Consider the following 20,001-nt stretch of genomic DNA (forward strand, 5'->3'; position numbering starts at 1 on the left):
CTGCCCTGCTCCTCAGCGCACTTGGTCAAGGAGTTCGGCGCCCTGCACGACAAGACGCTTGCCTCCGGCGAGGCCGGTGGCAATGAACACGCGGTCGCCGTCGAGGGGTTCCACCCGTACCGGGCGCTGTTCGAAGCGCTCGGGCGCGACGTGCTCGTAAACCACCTCTTGGCCGTTGGCGTTGCGCACCAGACTGGCCCGCGGCACCGCAAGGCCGACCTTTTCCTCATTGGTGGTGGCCAGGACCGTGACGAACTGCCCGGCGCGAAGGCCGGAATGGTCGCCCTGAATCGCGAACTGGACCGGAATGGATTGGTTGCGGTCCGCAAAGCCGGAGCCCTGATAGACCAGCGTGAAGATGCGATCGGTCCCGAGGTTGGCGGTCGCGCTGCGAACGCCCGCCAGCGGGTCGAAGCTGCGGGCTTCAACCCACAGACGGGTCGGATCGATGATGTGGAAGATCACGGCATTGGACTGGGCGATTTGTCCGGCTACCGGCGTGCCCTCGGCAATCACACCGTCGACCGGAGCCACCAGCGCTTCGGGCTCACGGCGCGCCCGGTCGAGCGATCCACGTCGGTCTTTCAGTCCCTGCAGCTCCGACCTTGTGTCTTCGAGCTGGGAGCGGGCAATGGCGCCGCTCGGCACCAGCGTTTCATAGCGGGCGAGCCGGCGCTCCACGATGGAAATCTGCTGGTCGAGTTCGCCCTGGCGCTGGCGCATATCCGACACGTCGATGGCCTGCAGCGGCGGGTCGACATAAGCGAGCACGTCGCCTTTCTTGACCGGCGTCCCCAGCCTCGGAAAACCGCCCGGAGGCGCCGAAAGGCGGCCGCCCACCGAAGCCTGCACGAAGCCGCTGGCGTTCGGATCGGGAATGATCCGGCCCGGCAGCTCGATGGCGCGCGGGTGCGCGCGGGATTCGGTCATCACGGTACGAAGGGCGAGAATGTGTTGCGTGCTCTTTGGCACGAACACGCCTCCGTCCGGCAGACGCTGCGCGAGGTCGCGAGCCGACTGCATCGCTGCTGCCGGAGCTGTGTGATCATGGCCGTCATGGGAGCGGGATGGGTTGTTGGACAGGACGAACGCGCCGGCGACGAGGAGAACCATTGCCGCCGCCCTGCGACGCCGCCGGATCAGCGCCATGACGCCGATGCCGGCAGCAAGCCCGGCCAGGATGGCGATCAACAGCGCCGGGCCGTCATGATTGAAGTGATAGCCGACCTCACCCGCGATGGCGGAGGTCGAGAACCACGAAGTCGGTCCGGCCTTGGCCCCCGGAGCATCCGGAATCACCAGCCGGGCGGGCAACACATCCACATTGCCGTCTTTCGCGACCGTGAAGATCAGGTCGTAAGCGCCCGGCTTGCCGGACCAGGGCGCGTCGAGACGATAGGGCTCGCCCGGCCTGGCTTCGGCCTTCTGCGGCCCGGCGGGCGTTTCGATTTCGATTTCGGCGCCATCCACCGGCTCGTTGGTTGCGAACCGGTCGAGATAGATGACGAGCACGCCTTCGCGCGCAATCGCAACCAGTTCATGCGCGTCCGAGTCGCTCTCGGCACGCGGCGCGAGACTGGCGCTCGGCGCCGGAACAGGCGCGCCATGATCGTGGCCTTCGTGCGCCAGCACCGGGCCTGCCATGAGCAGGAATGACATAGCCGCCACGCACCGCGCGGCACGGAACAAAAAGGACATCTGAATAACTCACCTGAGAAGAAGCGTGTTCTCGCTCGCGCGGCCGGCACGTCGTGCCGCCGCGACATCGTTGCTCAGGTGAGCGCTCGGGGCGGTTTACGCAGGCTTGCGGGCTCTATGCCCGAAGCAAGCACGGCACCGGTAACGTCAAGACGGTGCGAATGAACCGCGGGAGGCAAACATTGCGAGGCTGCAACCAAAGCGGCCCCGCCGCAGCACCCCATGCCCGCCCCGCAACAACCGTCTACGCATCCGTCCGCATCGATCGGCGCTGCGCCCGGCGGCCGACCTGCGGTCAGGATAAGCTCGTGCGGGATAGATCCGATAGTCTCGGCAAGAGAGGCCTTGGTGAAGTCAGCCTCTGCAAAGACGTCCTTGGTGAACGCAGCCTTGGTAAGGTGGTGCGCCACCGGCGCATGGGCGCCGTGAGGCACCGCATGATGATGAACGTGGACATGTCCCTGCAGGCGGTGGGCCTGGTCGGCATGGGCGCGGGCCAAGGCAGGCGAAAATTGAACGGCGATCAAGACGATCACCGCACAAATAAACTGCCAAAGCTTTGGGTTCGCGTTCATCATGCTCACAATATCACAGGGCTCTCGGCACTGCATAGGTCAGGTTAAAGATGGCTAACGCGTGCTGCGGGCCATTTGTCTTACAGTAGTCTTGCATCTTTCTGTCGTCTTCAGGCCAGCAACGGTTCACGAGGCTTTGATGAACGGGGCCGCCGGTCCGGACAGGGTGTATATTCACGCTCGAAACTGAATACTATTACGGTCCGCATCCGTTCAGGACACCCATCAGCTTCAGTTGAATTTGGCTTGCACGGTTTTGCCGTCGGGCGAGGTCAGTTGCACGACCCCCTTCGGCTGCGCCGACAGCGCATCGCTGGCGGTTCCGGAAAGCCGCGCGCTTCCGGCAGGTTCCATCGCAATGCGCTGGGCTTTGCCATTCACGACAAAGATGCCAATGGCCTTGAATCCGGTTGCCGCGATCGGCTTCTGGTTCGCATCGCTGATGTAGAGATCGACCTTTTCGGATTTCGAAACCAACTCGACATGATACGAGCCGGCATCCTCGACCCTGCCGCCATTCGTGCCCTGGTGATCGTGCGCCCAGGCACTGGCGGACGAAGCCACGAGCGCAGCAACCATTAGAAACTTCTTCATTGTCATTCTCCAGATGTTCGGTTGCCGACAGGCGTCAAAGGTATGTGGGCAAGGTGGATCAACGGCGATCCACCCGAGGTGGTAAGCCGGCCGACGGCTGTCGGCCGGCTTTTTGTCGTTAGTGGTGGTGGTGACCGTGGTGGTGATGATGGCCGTGGTGATGATGGTGATGGCCATGATGATGATGGCCATGCCAACGCCAATGCCAGTGATGGCCATGATGGTGATGACCGTGATGGTGATGGCCGTGGTGATGATGACCGTGATGGTGATGCCAATGCCCCGCGCTGCTTGCGGAGACGCCGGCGACCAGGATGACGGTTGCAGCGACTGCAGAGAGGATTGCTTTACGAAACGACATGGTAGCTCCTTGGGTTCTGGTAGCAGGGGATCTGCTCCGTGGTTCGAACCCTATGATCGTTGTCGGCGGCTGAACGTGAGCTGAAACACGTTGGTGCACTCGCCTCTACTTGAAGCGTGGACATGCAAGCGAATTCGCAAGGCAAATCAGACACGAACTGAACATTCATCTCGGCATGCGCCACAATGACGCGCGTCGAAATTGCTTCGTCGTCGATCGTGTCGATGTGTCGAATCGTGTGCATGGCTGTTTGACGCGCGCGTCATTCACATCGTTCATGGAAAATTTCTGAACGGTTGTTCAGGTGTCCGCTCGGCGATGAAGGGAAAGACGATCGCCAGCACTATTGAAGGTCGCAACCAGCGCCGCGACATGGCGCAATTCCTTGCTGCTCACTTGCGACGTCGGCCGCAGTGAAACTCGGGTTCGGCAAATAGTCGGTTCGGCTCGATGGAGAACCAGGCAAATGGACGTTGTGATGGAAGCTGATCTGACCGCCTTGAAAGGCTGGTACAGTTGGGTGGGTTCGAACCACCGACCTCCTGTTCCACAGACAGGCGCTCTAACCAACTGAGCTACAACTGCATCCTGCGCGAAGCCCTTGGGAAGGATTGCTTCGGCTATCCGTGATGACTACAGCAGGCATCATCGACTGAATGTGAGTTACCGCACACAACGGATCGGACGACGCGCAACAGCCGCGCCGACAACCTGCACATGATCCTTTGGCCGCGACAAAACGACCCGACGGGCAAATCACTTCTGGTTTACGGAAATCGTGTCAAGCCCTGAAGTAAAAAATATTTCTGTTTTACAGAAGACAAAATCAGTTTATATGAGAGCCATCCCGTCCTACTCAGAAGGGCGTCGGCCGTCGTCACGGACGTTGGACGGGTTGCGGTGGACGCTGGTTTGCGCTGAGACGATGGCGCGGATTAGCGTACGGCAAAACCGTGTGGTCCTGGCACCCGTTGCAGGTGTCAAGCTGTCGGGTAGGCGAGAGCTGAACGGCAGCGACGGAGTCAACCAAGAACTCGTCTCCGGGGAGATCACGGCATAAGCCGTAAAGCCATTGCGCAGGGAAGGCCGGGTGTTCTCCGCTGCCCTGTATGCTCGTGTGCAGCCTACTTAGTGCAAACCGCACGCGGGACCGCGGTGCAGCGCGCACCCGGTCTTCCCTGCGCCCTCTCAATGAAAGGGCGGGAAGTTTCCAGCAAACCTCGGGCGCATCGCGTCGCGAGATCGCGAAAGTGCGTCTTGTATGATGGTGGCACAACAAACACCGCCGTCGTCCCGGCCTTGGGCCGGGACCCATAACCACAGGAAGCAGTTTTGCGAATGGTCTCTGCTACTGAGCTTCACAGAGGGATCACGCGGTATCGGTACCGGCGTTCGCCGGGACGACATCTCCGTACGTTCAGTTGCACCCTACTGCAGGACCATCAACGTGAACGGATAGACGTAAGCCTGCAGTGTCACCAGCCCGCCGACCAGACACGCCAGCACGATCGAATGCAGGAACACATAACGAAGGATCGAGCCTTCGTGGCCATACCAGTTGGTCGCTGTCGAGGCGACGACGATCGATTGCGCGTCGATCATCTTGCCCATCACGCCGCCGGAGGAATTGGCGGCGGCCATCAGGATCGGCGACAGGCCCAGCTGCTCGGACGTGATCTTTTGCAAATTGCCGAACAGCACGTTGGAAGCAGTGTCCGATCCCGTCAGCGCCACGCCGAGCCAGCCGAGCAAGGTGCCGAAGAAGGGATAGAGCACGCCGGTTGCCGCGAAGGCCAGGCCGAGCGTGGCATCGACGCCGGACAGCCGCGTCAGCGTGCCGATCGCCAGCATCGCCGAGATCGTGATCAGCGAGATCGCGCACAATTTGATGGTGCGGCCGTATTCCGCAATCATCTTCGCCGGCGAGAAGCTCATCAGGAAACCGGAAATGATCGCGGCGATCAGCATGCCGGTGCCGGTGAACGACAGATAGGTGAAGTCGAACAGCGCGGCTTCCGGTGTCGGCTTGGCGGCGACCGGCGGCACCTTGTTGATCAAATTGTGCAGGTCGGGGACCTGATATTTCCAGACGAAGCTGGCGTTCGCCCAGGTCTTGAATCCGCCATTGCCCCAGATCAGCATCACCACGCAGACGATGATCCATGGCAGCAGCGCGCTCCACAATTCGCTTTGCGTGAGCGGCGTCTTGTCCATCGGCTTCGGCGTCGTCATGGTCGCGGCCGATTCATCCTTGCCGCGCAAGGCGGGCGACAACCAAAGCTCCCTGGGCTGCCACACTTTCAGGAACAGGATTAGGCATCCCATCGAAATCAGCGAAGCCCCGATGTCGACGATCCAGGGGTTGATGTAGTTCGAGATCACGAATTGCGGGATCGCGAACGAGACGCCGGTGACCAGAATCGCCGGCCACACGTCCTTCATGCCTTTCCAGCCGGCAAAGGCCCACACCACCCAGAACGGCACGATCAGCGAGAACAGCGGCAATTGCCGGCCGACCATCGCGCCGAGAATGTAGGGATCGAGACCGGTGACCGAGGCCAGGCCCTGGATCGGCGTGCCCAGCGCGCCATAGGCAACCGGCGCGGTGTTGGCGATCAGCGACAGGCCGGAGGCCGCCAGCGGCGAGAAGCCGAGCCCGATCAGAACCGCGCCTGTGATCGCAACCGGCGTGCCGAAACCGGATGCGCCCTCGAAAAATGCGCCGAAGGCGAACGCGATCAGGAGCAATTGCAGGCGACGGTCGTTGGTGACCCCGCCGATGGCGCGCTTCAACAATTCGAAGCGGCCGGTCTCGACCGTAATGCGGTAGAGGAAAATGACATTGAGGACGATCCAGCCGATCGGAAAGAAGCCGACCACCACGCCGAGCAGCGATGCCCGGACCGACATGCCCGCGGGCATGTGGTAGATGGCAATGGTGACGATGTTGGCGACGATCAACGCAATGATGGCCGCGATGTGCGCCTTGACCTTGCCGCTGGCGATCAGCACCAGGAGCGTGACCACCGGCACGGCAGCGGCGAGCGTCGACAAGGTCGCGTTGCCCAGCGGATTATAGACTTGATCCCACATGTTCGGATTCTCCCCGGTTTATTATTGGGCACCCGGCCGTGTGGACGGTCCGGCGTGCCTGGCGCCTGCGGAAACGTTGCTCTCGTCCGCGAGATCGACTGCTGGTTCGGCAGTTCGCCGAAACCCGCTCACAACCTCGCGAAGTCCAGAGGTCCCCCGCCCCTCGCCGTGGCAGCCATGCTAAGGTCAACCCGGTAGCTGCGACAAGCCGCCGCAGGCTGCGAAATCTGCTACTTTAGTCCAAAAACCCTGATTCTTCCGTTCTTTCAGGCCTTTAAGGCCACCTCCCGGAGACGACAATCTGTGAACAGCATCCGCTCGACGCTCGCGACCGTATGGCGGATCGCCGCTCCCTATTTCCGTTCCGAGGACAAATGGGCCGGCCGCGCGCTGCTCGCTGCAGTGATCACGATCCAACTGGCGCTGGTCGCGATCGACGTCCTCGTGAACCAGTGGCAGAATCGCTTCTTCAACGCGCTGCAGGAATACAATTGGGACGTCTTCGTCAGGGAGATCGGCGTCTTTTGCGTGCTGGCGACGTGCGCCGTCGTGCTCGCCGTCTACCAGCTCTACCTCAATCAATGGCTGCAGATTCGCTGGCGGCGCTGGCTGACCCGGCACTATCTCGGCGAATGGATGCACGGCGCCAATCACTACCGCATGCAATTGCAGGGCGACGCGGCCGACAATCCGGACCAGCGCATTGCCGATGACGTCAGGCTGTTCGTCGAGCGGACGCTGGATATCGGGCTCAGTCTTTTGAATTCGGTGGTGACGCTGCTTTCCTTTGTCATCATCCTGTGGGGGCTGTCGGCAGCCGCCCCCTTGCACCTGTTCGGCAAGGAGTACGCCATCCCGGGCTACCTGGTCTGGGGCGCGCTGATCTACGCCATCCTCGGCACGGCGCTGACGCAATGGATCGGCTCACCTTTGGTGCGGCTTGATTTCAAGCAGCAGCAATTCGAGGCCGACTTCCGCTTCAACCTGGTTCGGGCACGGGAGAACTCCGAGCAGATCGCGCTGTTGCAAGGCGAGCGCGCGGAGCGCCTCGGGCTTTGGGCGCGCTTCCACCATGTGATCGAAAACTGGTACGGCATCATGAGCCGGACCAAGCGGCTGACCACGTTCACCGCGAGCTATTCGCAGGCCGCGGTGATCTTTCCCTACATCCTGGTGGCGCCGGCCTTCTTCGAAAAGAAGGTCCAGCTTGGCGGCCTGACCCAGACCGCGTCCGCATTCGGCAGCGTGCAATCGGCGCTGTCGATCTTCGTCACCATCTACCGCACGCTGGCCGACTGGCGCGCCATCGTCGCCCGTCTCGACGGGTTTGAAGCAGCCATCGCGAGCGCCACGGCGCTGCAGAAATCGAGCGAATCGATCGACGTCGTCGCATCCCAGGGCGGCACAGCGATCGACCTGCGCGAGCTCACGCTGCGTCTGCCCAACGGCACGGCGCTGGTCTCGGCCGATGCCTTAAGCCTTCGCGGCGGCGAACGTACGCTGCTCACCGGCCCGTCGGGCTCCGGCAAATCGACCCTGTTCCGGGCCATCGCCGGCATCTGGCCGTTCGGCAGCGGCTCGATCGCCATCCCCGCCGGCGCGTCTGTCATGATGCTGCCGCAGCGGCCTTACTTCCCGATCGGATCGCTGCATGGGGCGATCGCCTATCCCGGCGCAAACGAAACCTTCAGCGCCGATCGGGTCAGGGAAGCGCTTACCCTGGTCGGCCTGCCCAAGCTTGCCGCGCGGCTGGAGGAGGAATCGCACTGGAACCGGATGCTCTCGCTTGGCGAGCAGCAGCGCCTCGGGCTGGCGCGCGCGCTGTTGCACGCGCCGCAATATCTGTTCCTCGACGAGGCGACGGCCTCGCTCGACGAACCCTCGGAAGCCGCGCTGTACAATTTGCTTGGCTCGAAACTGCCGCAAACTACCATCGTCTCGATCGGCCACCGCTCGACGCTCGAGGCCTTCCACCAGCGCCACGTCGCCATGGTCCGCGACGGCGACCAGTTCACGTTGCGGGAAGCGGTCAGCGCCCAGCCGGCGTAAGCCTGATAGCCGTCCCGGACTACAGCCAGCGCCGCGGCCACGGCTGGCGGCGGATCCAGCGATGCCAGACCAGCGCGAACGCGGCCAGAAGCGCCGCGCCCGCCAGCACCGGCACGAACAGAAACGTCCAGGGCAGATTGCCAGAAACCACCAGCAGCGGATTGATCCCCGCCGGCGGATGAAAAGTACCGGTCACATACATCGCCAGAATGGACAGGCCGACCGCGGCGGCCGCGGCCCAGGCATGCGGACCCAGCAACTTCAGCACGGCGAGGCCGACCAGGGCGCTGACGACATGGCCGCCGATCAGCGCGCGCGGCTGCGCCGGCTCCGCGTCTGGCGATCCGATCACCAGCACGATCGAGGTCGCGAACGGAATGACCGCCAGCGGATATTGCGCGACCACCGAGAACCACTCCATGGCGCCGATCGCGAGCGCGCCGCCGAGGCCCGCGACCATCCCCGCCAGAACATTGCGGTGATCGTTGCGGGAGGTCGCGCCCGCGGTGCGCCGCCAATCCCATTTCATCGGAGCCGCCCCAAAAGCAAAGGGGCGGCAGATTGCTCTGCCGCCCCCAAAGGACTTTGAAAGGAAGTCTTCGAGAGAAAGGCCTTACTTCAGGTTGGTCAGCGCGGTCAGGTCAGCCGAGAGCTTGACGATGCCGGCTGCGCCGCACCAGTTCGAACCCACGCCGGACGGATTGATCGCAGTGACGTTGGTTCCGGTAAAGGCGTTGAGTTCGCCGCGAGCGGTGAAGTCGCTGGTGAAAGCGTTGCAATCGCCCTTCGACAGGTTGGTGTCGGAATAACGGAAGTCCAGCGTGAACACCTTGTAGGTGAAGCCGATGCCGATATTCCAGGTGTTGTAGTCGGCGTAGTTGATGCCGTTCGGGAATACTGCGGTTCCGTAGAACGAGTCCGACGTGCCCAGCCACTGGCGGCCGAACTCACCCGACACATACATGCCGAGGCCGCTGGTGCCGAACCAGGCGCTCGGCGCGATCGCCTTGCCGACGATCGAAGCATAGGTGCCTTCGGCGCCGCTGTTGAGGAAGCTCGGCGTATAATAGGCAGTGCCGCCCAGCGAGAAGTTGTCGTTGAAGGTGTAGTTCACCTTGCCGTAGACCTCGAAGAAGCTGACGTCCTTCTTGAGCACGTTGAGATTGAGCAGGGTGTTAGCCTGGCATTCGGGGCTGAGCGGAACGCCGGCGAAATCGGCGACAGCGCCGCCACCGTATTGGCAGGTTCCACCCGGATAGATGTAGCCCCAGGCGCCGACATCGAAAGCAAAGGCGCCGACCGTCAGGCGGGCACCGCCGTAGGCGTCGACTTCAGCGGCTGCACGGTTGGGGAACGAGATGCTCGCAGCGCCCAGGCCGACGTACAGCTGGAAGTCCTTGGTGACGTTGTAGCGTGGCTCGAAATAGGCGTTGACCGACGGCTTGTGGTTAGACTGGGTGATGCCGCGGAAGATGTAATCGTTGGTGATGCCGGCGCCGAAGGCGATATCCCAGGGATCGAACGCGACAGGCGGCGGGGCCTTCACAGCCTTGACACGCAAGTCTGCCGCGAGAGCCGAACCCGATACCATTGCCAGCGCCGTTGCTAACAAAGCCAGTTTCTTCATGACGATCCCCATCACCTTCTAGAACAGTCCCGTTCCGGTGGCCCCCCAGGGCGAGCGATAACCGACTGCAACCAAACTCAACGGCAATCTGGGACCTGCTGTCATGGGCGTGAAGCAAAAAAGACAATCATCTGCCGCCTTTTTAGGCGTTCTGCCTGTTTCGGAAAATGTTGTCTGCGGGTGTTGCATTCCCACAACAAGTTTGGCGGTCTTCGTGTCCGGCAGGCGACATCTGGAACCGGCAAAACAAGGGGTCAGCTGTCCGCTTGCCTGAACTGCGGCCGAATCAACAGCCTCCGTAGAATCCCGCAGTGAAATTGATCAGCCGGCCTCAAGAGAAAAGCCGCAGCGGTGGCCGCTGCGGCTTTCCGATAGATCAACCTTGACGGTCCGCGTTCAACCTAGTGTTGATCGCCGCCATTGGACGAGCCGGAGCCCCATGACGGGGTCGATGACTCCGAACTCGGCGTTGCCCAGCTCGGAGCGGGCGCAGCTTCGGGCTCTGGCGCCGGAGCCGCCACCGGGGCTGCCGGCTTGGGCGCAGCAGGCTTGGCGGCGGCTTTCTTTTTCTTCGCCGGGCTCTTCGCCACAGCTTTCTTGGCGGATTTCTTCGCGGCTTTCTTGGCAGCCTTCTTGGGCGCTGCCTTCTTGGCGGATTTCTTTGCGCTCTTCTTCGAAGCCTTCTTGGCCGACTTCTTTGCCGACTTCTTGGCGGCCTTCTTCGACGACTTCTTCGCAGACTTCTTCGCCGCTACCGCCTTCTTGGCCTTTTTAGCCTTCTTGCTTTTCTTGCTCTTCTTCGCTTTAGCCATCGTGGTCCTCCTGTTGCCGCTGGTCGTGTCAGTCGAGCGCTCGAATAGTCGGCCGATCGATTAGTTCAACGCCGGCCTTGTCAGTCCAGGCCCCTTCAACTCAGGTTTTGGACCTCCTGTCGCCCAATCGAGAAGCTCAATCGTGTGCACCACAGGAACTGACGTACCGCCGGCAATCTGCACCATGCACCCAATATTGCCCGCAGCGATCATGTCCGGTTTGACTGTCGCAATATTGGCGATCTTGCGATCGCGCAATCTGCTCGCAATGTCAGGCTGGAGAATGTTGTAGGTCCCCGCCGAACCGCAACACAAATGGCTCTCGGGTACATCTTTCACCACGAATCCATTCTTGGAAAGCAATTCTTTCGGCGCGTGCGTGATTTTCTGTCCGTGCTGCAGCGAACAAGCCGAGTGATAGGCGATGGTGACGTCGCCTTGCTGGCTCGATGGATGCAGATCGATGCCGGCGAGATACTCGGTGATATCCTTTGTCAGCGCGGATATCCGTGCAGCAGGGCCGGCGAATTCGCGGTCCTCGCGCAGCATGAAACCATAGTCCTTGATGACCGTGCCGCAGCCCGACGCCGTCACCAGGATGGCGTCGAGGCCACCTTGTTCCGCTTCGCTTTGCCAGACCGTGACGTTGGCGCGGGCGCGCGCCAGTGCGTCGCCGTCCTGCCCGAGGTGATGAGTGAGCGCGCCGCAGCATTGTTCATCCCTAACCAGCACCACCTCGATGCCGTGGCGCGTCAGGAGATTGATGGCGGCTTGGTTGATGCGCGGCGCCAGCACCTGCTGGGCACAGCCCTGCAGCAGCGCGACCCGCCCCCGCCTGCCGCCAATGGCCGGGAAAACACTGCCGGCGGCAGGTCCCGGCGCCGGCAGGCTGCCGGGCGCGAGCGCCAGCATCGCCTTGATCCGCCGCAGCAGGGTGGGTGTCGGCGGTGCGGTCTTCGGTGTCGGCAACAGGCCAGCGAACGGCCGGCCCAGCCGCGCCATGATCATGCTGGCGCGGAACAGACCCGGCCGCGGCAGCACAAAGGCCAGCACCGCGCGCAAGGCCCGCTCGCCCAGCGGCCTGGAATAATCCCGCTCGATCCTGACCCGCGCCTGATCGACCAGGTGCATGTAGTTCACGCCCGATGGGCAGGTCGTCATGCAGGCGAGGCAGGACAGGCAGCGGTCGATATGCTTGACCACCTCCTTGGTCGGCGGGCGGCCCTTCTCCAGCATCTCCTTGATGAGATAGATCCGGCCACGCGGGCTATCGAGTTCGTCGCCGAGCAGCACGTAAGTCGGACAGGTCGCGGTGCAGAACCCGCAATGCACGCAGGCGCGCAGGATCTTGTCGGCTTCAGCGATGTCAGGGTCGGCCAGTTGAGCGAGTGAGAATTCGGTTTTCATGTCGCGACCGCCCGCAGCAAGCGGCCCCGGTTGAGGATGTTCTTGGGATCGAAGCTCAGGCGGACGCGCTCGCTCAAGGCAGCCACGCCGCCGGATTGCGGATGGAACACGTCGACATTGCGCCGCACCAGTTCGGACGCCCGGACCAGCATCGCATGGCCGCCGGCGGCATCGACGCGCGCACGCAGCAGGGCCGCCTGCGCGTCCGGCTTGGGCGGCAACGCCGCCCAGATCAGGCCGCCGCCCCAATCGTAGATCACGTCGCCGCCGGTGTCGCGCGAAAGCTGCTGCCCGAGCGCGCCGCCGGAAGCCGGCGGACACACGATCCGCCACACCGGCCACGCCCCCAGCGCACCTTGGGCCGCAAACGGCAGGACATCGCGGATCGAACTCCAGATCGCGGCCGAAACAGCGTCTTGCAGGACCTCCACGGCGCCGAACGGCGCCAGCGCCTTGCCGAGCGAGCTGGCGCGGTCGGCGGCGGAAGCCGCGATGCCTTCGAGCCGCAGCAGGGTCGTCGCCTGCCCCGGCGCTCCGAGCCCGGCCAAGGCGCCGGCCGCGGGCCGGAACGCCTGATACGGCAGATGCGCCGCACCCGACACGTCGTAGGGCGAGCCCAGTGCCGCCGTCATCGCCCGGTTGGCGGTGACATCGTCGAGCCCGCGCAGCACCAGCGTGCGTTCGCTTTCGGGTTTCGGCATCACCTTCAACGTCACTTCGGTCATGACCGCCAGCGTGCCCCACGACCCCGCCAGCAATTTGCAGAGATCGTAACCGGTGACGTTCTTCACCACCCGCCCGCCGGTTTTGAAACTGTCGCCGAAGCCGGACACCGCATGCGCCCCCAAGAGGTGGTCGCGGGCGCCGCCGGCCCTGATGCGGCGCGGGCCGGCAAGGCCTGCGCCGATCATGCCGCCGATGGTGCCGGAGCCGGAGACACCGAGCAGCGCCGAGGTGTCCATCGGTTCGAACGCGAATTGCTGGTTCTTGCTGTCGATCAGCGACAGCACATCGGCAAGCGGCGCCCCTGCCTGGACCGTGATGATCAGCTCGTTCGGCTCATAGGCGGTGACTGCGTTCAGCGCCGACAGCTCAAGCAGGGCATTGGTCGCCATCGGCTGGCCGGCCAGGCGCCGGGAGCCATGGCCGATGATCTCCAGCGGCTGCTCGCTGGCGATCGCCGCCCGCACCACCTGCTCGACGTCCTTGGCGTCACGTACTTTCAAAGTGTCCACGGTGCCAACATCTGCTTCTTGTTGTCATCGTCCGCGAAGGCGGACGATCCAGTAATCGCAAGCACCGCGGCCATGCACTGACGGCGCGGAATACTGGATACCCCGCCTGCACGGGGTATGACGACCGAAAAATGGGTGAGCCTCATTCTTCAAAACCGCGGCAATTCGGGAAACGCCAGCCGGCCTCCGTGCACGTGCACGCGGCCGAGCTCGGCGCAGCGATGCAGGGTCGGAAACACCTTGCCCGGATTGAGCAGGCCCTGGGCGTCGAACGCGCATTTCAGCCGCTGCTGCTGGTTGAGGTCGATCTCGCTGAACATTTCCGGCATCAGGTCGCGTTTTTCGATGCCGACGCCGTGCTCGCCGGTGAGCACACCGCCGAGTTCGACGCAGCAGCGCAGGATATCGGCGCCGAACGCCTCGGCCCGCTCCATCTCGCCGGGCTGGTTGGCATCGTAGAGGATCAAAGGATGCAGATTGCCGTCGCCGGCATGAAACACATTGGCGACGCGCAGGTCGTATTTGGCCGAGAGGTCGCGGATGCGCGCCAGCGCCTTGGGCAGCGCGCCGCGCGGAATGGTGCCGTCCATGCAGAGATAATCAGGGGAAATCCGGCCCACGGCCGGAAACGCCGCCTTGCGGCCGGCCCAGAACAGGTTGCGCTCGGCTTCAGACGTGGAAATCTGCAACGTGGTGGAGCCGCAGCCTTTGGCGATGGCCTCGACGCGGCCGATCAGTTCATCGACTTCGACGCCGGGACCATCGAGTTCGATGATCAAGAGCGCCTCGACATCGAGCGGGTAGCCGGCATGGACGAAGGCTTCGGCGGCGTGGATCGCCGGTTTGTCCATCATCTCCATGCCGCCCGGGATGATGCCGGCGCCGATGATGCGGGCCACGCATTCGCCGGCGGCCTCGACCTCGGCGAAGCCGACCATCAGCGCGCGGGCGGTTTCCGGCTTCTGCAGGATCCGCACCGTGATCTCGGTGATGACGCCAAGCAGGCCCTCGGAGCCGGTGATGATCCCCATCAGGTCGTAGCCTGCGTTCTCGGCCGACTTGCCGCCGATGCGCAGGATTTCCCCTGACATCAGCACGATTTCGCAGCCCAGCACGTTGTTGGTGGTCATGCCGTATTTCAGGCAGTGCACGCCGCCGGAATTTTCCGCGACATTGCCGCCGATCGAACAGGCGATCTGCGATGAGGGATCGGGCGCGTAATAGAACCCGGCATGCGCCACCGCCTGGCTGATGGCGAGATTGGTCACGCCGGGTTCGGTCACCACCACGCGGTTGTCGAAATCGATCTCGCGGATCCGCTTGAATTTGCCAAGGCCCAGCAGCACGCCATCGGCCAGCGGCAGCGCGCCGCCGGACAGCGAGGTGCCGGAGCCGCGCGGCACCACCTTGATGCCCTGCTCGAAGCAATATTTCAGGACTTTGGAGACCTGCTCCGTCGTGTCGGGCAACACCACGACCATCGGCGGCTGCCGATAGGCCATCAGGCCGTCGGACTCGTAAGGCAGCATTTCGGCTGCGCTGTCGATCACGCCCTCACCCGGCACGATCCCCCGCAAGGCGGCCACAATGGCGTCGCGGCGATCCAGAACGGCCTGATCGGAAGCCGGCATCATAATGGCCATGCGTTTCCTCCAGGGCCTAGCGCGTTATCGATTTGTCGCGGTAAATCAAGCACGTCTGGGCGCATTTGGGTAGGCCACACCAATGTCGGATTGCCTTCCCCCAAAACCGTGAGTTCGCTCTCGGGCAAGCCTGCGATGCCGGAACCTGTCAAAGTTTCGTGGCTTGTCCAATCGGAACGAGCCTGCCAAAAGCAATCGACCTCTAGGGAAAGAGACGAAGAGCACCACATGAAAACACCGATCTTGGGTACGCTGGTTGTTGTCACCTCATTGATGGCCGTGTCGGGCGCGCTGGCGCAGGACGTCACCGCCGGCAAATCCTCGTTCAACAAATGCATGGCCTGCCATGCGATCGGCGAAGGCGCCAAGAACAAGGTCGGGCCGGAGTTGAACGGGCTCGACGGCCGCAAGTCCGGCACCACGGCAGGCTACTCCTATTCGGAGGCCAACAAGAATTCCGGCATTACCTGGGGCAAGGATGTGTTCCTCGAATACATCAAGGAGCCGAAGGCGAAGATTCCCGGCACCAAAATGGTGTTCGCCGGCATCAAGAACGAGAAAGAGGCCAACGACCTCTGGGCGTTCCTTGTGCAATACGACAAGGACGGCAAGACCAAGTAACGGCTGCCAATATCGCCATTCCAGAGCTTCGGTTCTCATTCAAACAGAGCCGAAGCTCCCGCCTCTGGTTTGACGCGTTTTCTAGACGCAACCCGCTATCCGCCCCCGGATCAGGTCCGGGGCATGCTCGCTCCCAAACGCTTTAGTTCGCTGCGGCGGCCGTGTTCTGCGCCATTCTGCCTATCATCGCTTCGATCTCGGAGATCACGAGATCAGGCACCGCGTTCTGCACCATGTGACCGAGGCCGGGCAGCACGATTAATTTGACGCCCGGCGCAGTAGCCGCCAGCGGCCGCGAATGGATGTTGGTCGACACCGTCTTGTCGATATCGCCTGATATGATCGTGATCGGCGCTTTAATACTGGCATAGCGTGGCGACTGCTCGGCGACGGCCGCCTTCAGCGTCACCAGATCGCGCGCATTGGCGAGAAACTCGCGCGGGCGCAGCAGCAGCGAGCTTGCGGTGTTTTCGACATATTCGTCCGGGACCGCTTGCGGCGAAAACACGCCGCGGACGCCGGAACTGATCAGGAGTTTGCCGAGCGGCAGCGTAATCGTATAGGCCAGCAACGGGCCGATCACCGGCGTCGCGACGATCCTGTTGTAGCGTCCGACGCCGCCCGGCCACGGATAGGCCACCGGTGCCAACATCACCATGCCGGCGACGCGCTCCGGATAATCCAGCGCCATGCGCGCGCCGAGCGCGCCCGCCCAGGAATGCACCACCAAGATCGCACGCCCGATGCCGAGCTTGGCCAGCGCCTCGTCAATCATCCGTCCCTGAATTTCGGGCGTTGAGTCCTCAAGATTGGCGCGCGTGCTCCAGCCGTGACCCGGACGATCGATCAGGATCACCCGATGGCTTTTCGCAAGCCGCTCACCCACCGGCTGCCGCATCACCTCGAGATTTGAACTGGCGCCATGCAGCATCACGATCGGAGGGCTGGCCGGATCGCGCGGGCCGATATCGACGATATGAAGGGTCGCGCCGGCAACCTCGACCATCCTGCCCTGGGCGGGATGGGCCCGCTGCGTCAGCCACACCCCACCCTGCGTGACCAACGCCAGGATCGCCAGCGCAGCCACGACAATCGCTACCACCATTGAAAATATCCGAATGATCTTTGGCACCAACGAGATACGGCCGGAATGGGTGCGGGTTTCGGGAGTTCTCCACAGTCCGCCCAGCCCTGTGGATAGCGGGGTCATACTGCCGTCACTGGGCTTTTTATACAGTCACGCTAACACTTTCGCCATGTCTCGACGTGTTTGATCAAGGTGTGGCCGACACCTGAAACTTGTACCCAAAATCCACAGGAACGCAGGCGAAGACCACAAATTGTTCCACGGTACAATCGGAGGACTACCCATGATTTCCGACGCAAGCGAAGCGGCCATCGACCAGATCGTTGCGACCTGCAACGGCGACATTCGCGGCGCGCTGAAGGCGCTGCTGCTGGTCAATGAACAGCTGGAAGCGGAGTTGGCGCAGTTCTACGCGGCGGCGGGCCTTGACGGCATGGCGCGCGGCAGCAACGCGCTGCATTAGGATTTTGCGCGAACCGGTATCCACCCCCGGATCAGGTCCGAGGGCATGCTTGGCTTGAAAACGCTTCAGCCCGATTTGGTCCGACTTGTTTAGTCCGACTTGTCCTCATCCCCCGCATCGGAGGAAGGCTGTTCTACCTTCGGGCAAGCGCTGAGGGTCGTGCGTGCGAGTTTGGCATCGTCGAGCGATCGATAAGGCCCGCTGCCGAACCAGATATTTCCGCCGACCTGCGCGTTGATCACTGGATTGCTGGTGACGATCTCGCATTTGTTGGAGGCGCGGTCGCCGACCACCCAATAGTCTGCGCCGAAAGCGCTCGTGCCGGCAGTGACCATCACCGCGCCGGCCAGCAGCAATGATTTCATGGCTTGGCTCCTGACAAGCTGACGGCCGATAATAATGCGTTGGCGGGAAACGTTCCGGCCTGTCCGGAAACAGGGTTAACCACAACGGAGCACAGCGATTCTGATTGAATCAGATATCGCGGCCCTCGACCTTTTCGGTCAGCGTCTTGACCAGTTCCGGCACCTTTTCGAGGTACGGGTTGACCGCGAGCGCCTTGCGGAACGCTTCCAGCGCGCGCTTTTCCTCGCCGAGGTCCTGCATGATCATGCCGAGCCCGGCCAGCGCCCCGAAATGGCGCGGTTCGCGGACCAGCACCTGCCGGATGTCCTCAAGCGAATGGGCGTAATCGTTCTTCAGATAGTAAAGCGTCGCCCGCCGGTTCCAGGCCTCGACATAATCGGGTCGCAGCTTGACCACGGCGTCCAGCAGCTTGAGTGCGACGTCGGCCTTCTGCGCGTCCATGGCCGCCTTGGCGCGCACCATCAACAGCGCCGCGGTATCGCTCGGGGTCTGCATCCACAGCGCCCAGATCCGCGCCTCGACATGCTTGGCGCTGGCCTCATCCGGCGCAGCCTTCAGCGCGCCGAACAGGAAATCCAGACCGCGCGTCCGATCGGCGCCGACCTTCGGCAGTTTGCTCGGCGCTTCCGGCAGCTTCTTCTGTTGCTTGGGTGGCGGGATGATCCGGGGATCGTTCTGAGCAAACGCCATCACCGGCACGGCTGTCATGACAGCGGCGACAAGGATCGCGATCCGGCAGGTGCGGGGTTGCAGGAATCTCAAAGCCATGGGGCAAGTCTAGACGCACAAAAACGCGCTGCAAAGCAGCACGTCGTCAAAGACCTGTGAAGCGGGACGGAATCGCGGGCGAAAAGCCGACCTCAGCCCTGACGGGCCTTGAAGCGGCGCTGCACCTTGTTGATCACATAGACCCGGCCCTTGCGGCGGACCAGACGGTTGTTGCGATGGCGACCGCGCAACGATTTCAGCGAGTTACGGACCTTCATGGGACAATCCTGATGCGTTGAAAGGCCGTGATGGAGGCCGAACCTGCGCTACCCGAAAGTGGCAAAATGAGATTTTTCCCGCCAGCGGCCATACCGCCCGGGACGGGGCGGTTTCTAAGCCATCGCAGGGGAGAATGTCAATCAACCCCGCGAAATCCGGCCCATCTGGCCCGGGGGGCCGCTAGTCAGCTGATTCTCCAGCCATTTTTCTCAAGAATTCAGCGTCAATTAGCCCCAGATTTTGGCCCCCGGTGCCAGGGCGAACCCGTATAAGAGGAATCGCTCCCTTGCGTCGCCGACGACGCCTCCCGCAGAATGGAACTGACCTCCATATGACGACCGCTCCCCGGCCGACCATCAAGACTGCGGTACTGACCCCCGACGCCCCGATTAACCAGCCCCCAAGCGCCAGGCTGCTGCTGCCGGCCGGCGTGCTGCCGTATCAGCTCAACTGGCCCTACATTCTGGGGATCGGCGCCTACCACGCCCTGGCGCTGCTGGCGTTGCTGCCGGGCTATTTCAGCTGGAGCGGCCTGATCGTCGCGATCGTGGGCACGCATCTGTGCGGGCTGTTCGGCATCAACCTTTGCTACCACCGGCTGCTCACCCATCGCGGCCTGAAATGCCCGAAATGGCTGGAGCACAGTATGGTGGTCATCGCGATGTCCTGCCTGCAGGAAACGCCGGCGCGCTGGGTCGCGATCCACCGCCGGCATCATCAATTCGCCGACCAGCAGCCGGACCCGCACAGCCCGCTGGCAAGTTTCTTCTGGGCCCATATCGGCTGGATCCTGGTGCATCAGCCGGAGCTGTCGCGGCTCGGAATTTACGAACGTTACGCCAAGGACATTTTGCGCGATCGCTTCTATGTCGCGCTGGAACGCCATAACTGGCTGATCTGGATCAATCTCATTCAAATGCCGCTGTTCTTCGCCGCCGGATTCGCCGTGGCCTGGCTGTTTGGCGCAACGCCGGCCGACGCAACGCAGACCGGCCTCAGCATTCTCCTGTTCGGCGTCTTCGTCCGCACCGTGCTGGTCTGGCACATCACCTGGGCCGTCAATTCGGTGACGCATGTCTGGGGCTACCGGAACTATGAGACCGACGAGGACAGCCGCAACAACATGATCGTCGGCCTGATCTCCAACGGCGAAGGCTGGCACAACAACCACCACGCCGATCCACGCTCGGCGCGCCATGGTCATCGCTGGTGGGAGATGGACAACACCTGGCTGACCATTCGCATTCTGGCGTGGCTGGGCCTCGCCACCGATGTGGTGCCGCCGAGTAAGCATCTCGCAAAGCAGCCTGCCGGGAGCAAGCTGACGACGCGCGGCTCAACCGGCGTCCCGACCGAATAGGGTTAGGGGCCCGGACACAAAAT

At 62.7% G+C, this 20,001-nt stretch carries 19 protein-coding genes and 1 tRNA gene; 6 read left to right on the top strand and 14 right to left on the bottom strand.

The window, feature by feature from the left end; all coding sequences use genetic code 11:
* Positions 1-12: 12 nt before the first annotated feature.
* From JQ611_RS10660 to JQ611_RS10670, 3 genes are all read right to left on the bottom strand, one after another.
* On the bottom strand, positions 13-1,698 hold the full coding sequence (locus JQ611_RS10660; RefSeq protein ID WP_212465407.1) for an efflux RND transporter periplasmic adaptor subunit: 1,686 nt from the start codon (positions 1,696-1,698) through the stop codon (positions 13-15).
* A gap of 74 nt (positions 1,699-1,772) precedes the next feature.
* Positions 1,773-2,276, bottom strand: coding sequence for a hypothetical protein (locus JQ611_RS10665; protein WP_212262898.1), 504 nt, complete (start codon positions 2,274-2,276; stop codon positions 1,773-1,775).
* A 228-nt stretch (positions 2,277-2,504) separates the two neighbouring features.
* Complete coding sequence (locus tag JQ611_RS10670; protein WP_249133067.1) at positions 2,505-3,059, bottom strand: hypothetical protein; 555 nt, start codon at positions 3,057-3,059, stop codon at positions 2,505-2,507.
* Here JQ611_RS10670 and JQ611_RS10675 point away from each other — a divergent pair.
* A complete protein-coding gene (locus tag JQ611_RS10675) occupies positions 3,043-3,312 on the top strand; it encodes a hypothetical protein (protein WP_212465408.1) in 270 nt (89 codons plus the stop codon). The genes JQ611_RS10670 and JQ611_RS10675 overlap by 17 nt on opposite strands.
* A 424-nt stretch (positions 3,313-3,736) precedes the next feature.
* On the opposite strand, the gene JQ611_RS10680 is transcribed toward JQ611_RS10675, so the two are convergent.
* Both JQ611_RS10680 and JQ611_RS10685 read right to left on the bottom strand, forming a co-directional pair.
* Positions 3,737-3,813, bottom strand: a tRNA-His gene (locus JQ611_RS10680).
* 843 nt (positions 3,814-4,656) lie between these two features.
* Complete coding sequence (locus tag JQ611_RS10685; protein ID WP_212465409.1) at positions 4,657-6,321, bottom strand: L-lactate permease; 1,665 nt, start codon at positions 6,319-6,321, stop codon at positions 4,657-4,659.
* A 303-nt stretch (positions 6,322-6,624) separates the two neighbouring features.
* On the opposite strand from JQ611_RS10685, the gene JQ611_RS10690 reads away from it, so the two are divergent.
* Positions 6,625-8,370 (top strand): ABC transporter ATP-binding protein/permease, encoded by a 1,746-nt coding sequence (locus tag JQ611_RS10690; protein WP_212465410.1) that lies wholly within the window; start codon positions 6,625-6,627, stop codon positions 8,368-8,370.
* Positions 8,371-8,389: 19 nt separating this feature from the next.
* Here the strand turns inward: JQ611_RS10690 and JQ611_RS10695 are convergent, their stop codons facing one another.
* Both JQ611_RS10695 and JQ611_RS10700 read right to left on the bottom strand, forming a co-directional pair.
* On the bottom strand, positions 8,390-8,899 hold the full coding sequence (locus JQ611_RS10695; protein ID WP_212262901.1) for an HPP family protein: 510 nt from the start codon (positions 8,897-8,899) through the stop codon (positions 8,390-8,392).
* An 84-nt stretch (positions 8,900-8,983) separates the two neighbouring features.
* On the bottom strand, positions 8,984-9,997 hold the full coding sequence (locus tag JQ611_RS10700) for a TorF family putative porin (protein ID WP_212262902.1): 1,014 nt from the start codon (positions 9,995-9,997) through the stop codon (positions 8,984-8,986).
* A 420-nt stretch (positions 9,998-10,417) separates the two neighbouring features.
* Between JQ611_RS10700 and JQ611_RS10705 the strand changes: the two genes are divergently transcribed.
* Positions 10,418-10,873: a hypothetical protein gene (locus JQ611_RS10705; protein WP_212262903.1), complete on the top strand. Its 456-nt coding sequence runs from the start codon at positions 10,418-10,420 to the stop codon at positions 10,871-10,873.
* Here the strand turns inward: JQ611_RS10705 and glcF are convergent.
* From glcF to JQ611_RS10720, 3 genes are all read right to left on the bottom strand, one after another.
* Entirely contained in the window at positions 10,870-12,216 is a 1,347-nt protein-coding gene (gene glcF, locus JQ611_RS10710; RefSeq protein ID WP_212262904.1) for a glycolate oxidase subunit GlcF, read from the bottom strand. The two genes, JQ611_RS10705 and glcF, sit on opposite strands and share 4 nt — an antisense overlap.
* Positions 12,213-13,451: an FAD-binding protein gene (locus JQ611_RS10715; protein WP_212389133.1), complete on the bottom strand. Its 1,239-nt coding sequence runs from the start codon at positions 13,449-13,451 to the stop codon at positions 12,213-12,215. Before JQ611_RS10715 ends, glcF begins: the two co-directional genes overlap by 4 nt.
* Positions 13,452-13,600: 149 nt before the next feature.
* Positions 13,601-15,094, bottom strand: coding sequence for an FAD-linked oxidase C-terminal domain-containing protein (locus tag JQ611_RS10720; protein ID WP_212262906.1), 1,494 nt, complete (start codon positions 15,092-15,094; stop codon positions 13,601-13,603).
* A 228-nt stretch (positions 15,095-15,322) separates the two neighbouring features.
* Here JQ611_RS10720 and JQ611_RS10725 point away from each other — a divergent pair, with 228 nt between their 5' ends.
* Positions 15,323-15,715: a c-type cytochrome gene (locus JQ611_RS10725; RefSeq protein ID WP_192738960.1), complete on the top strand. Its 393-nt coding sequence runs from the start codon at positions 15,323-15,325 to the stop codon at positions 15,713-15,715.
* Positions 15,716-15,857: 142 nt separating this feature from the next.
* On the opposite strand, the gene JQ611_RS10730 is transcribed toward JQ611_RS10725, so the two are convergent.
* Entirely contained in the window at positions 15,858-16,820 is a 963-nt protein-coding gene (locus JQ611_RS10730; protein ID WP_212465411.1) for an alpha/beta fold hydrolase, read from the bottom strand.
* Between the two features lie 265 nt (positions 16,821-17,085).
* On the opposite strand from JQ611_RS10730, the gene JQ611_RS10735 reads away from it, so the two are divergent.
* Positions 17,086-17,265: a hypothetical protein gene (locus JQ611_RS10735; RefSeq protein WP_212262908.1), complete on the top strand. Its 180-nt coding sequence runs from the start codon at positions 17,086-17,088 to the stop codon at positions 17,263-17,265.
* 89 nt (positions 17,266-17,354) lie between these two features.
* On the opposite strand, the gene JQ611_RS10740 is transcribed toward JQ611_RS10735, so the two are convergent.
* From JQ611_RS10740 to ykgO, 3 genes are all read right to left on the bottom strand, one after another.
* Complete coding sequence (locus JQ611_RS10740) at positions 17,355-17,630, bottom strand: hypothetical protein (protein WP_212389136.1); 276 nt, start codon at positions 17,628-17,630, stop codon at positions 17,355-17,357.
* Between the two features lie 109 nt (positions 17,631-17,739).
* The gene (locus tag JQ611_RS10745; protein WP_212262910.1) at positions 17,740-18,399 is read right to left on the bottom strand and encodes a tetratricopeptide repeat protein; all 660 of its coding nucleotides are present in this window, start codon (positions 18,397-18,399) and stop codon (positions 17,740-17,742) included.
* 92 nt (positions 18,400-18,491) lie between these two features.
* The gene (gene ykgO / locus JQ611_RS10750; RefSeq protein ID WP_002718645.1) at positions 18,492-18,617 is read right to left on the bottom strand and encodes a type B 50S ribosomal protein L36; all 126 of its coding nucleotides are present in this window, start codon (positions 18,615-18,617) and stop codon (positions 18,492-18,494) included.
* Between the two features lie 332 nt (positions 18,618-18,949).
* On the opposite strand from ykgO, the gene JQ611_RS10755 reads away from it, so the two are divergent.
* Positions 18,950-19,978 carry an acyl-CoA desaturase gene (locus JQ611_RS10755; protein ID WP_212465412.1) on the top strand — a complete coding sequence of 343 codons (1,029 nt, stop codon included), beginning with the start codon at positions 18,950-18,952 and terminating at the stop codon, positions 19,976-19,978.
* Positions 19,979-20,001 lie beyond the last annotated feature (23 nt).

The organism is Bradyrhizobium sp. AUGA SZCCT0182 (assembly GCF_018130185.1).
Lineage (GTDB): Bacteria > Pseudomonadota > Alphaproteobacteria > Rhizobiales > Xanthobacteraceae > Bradyrhizobium.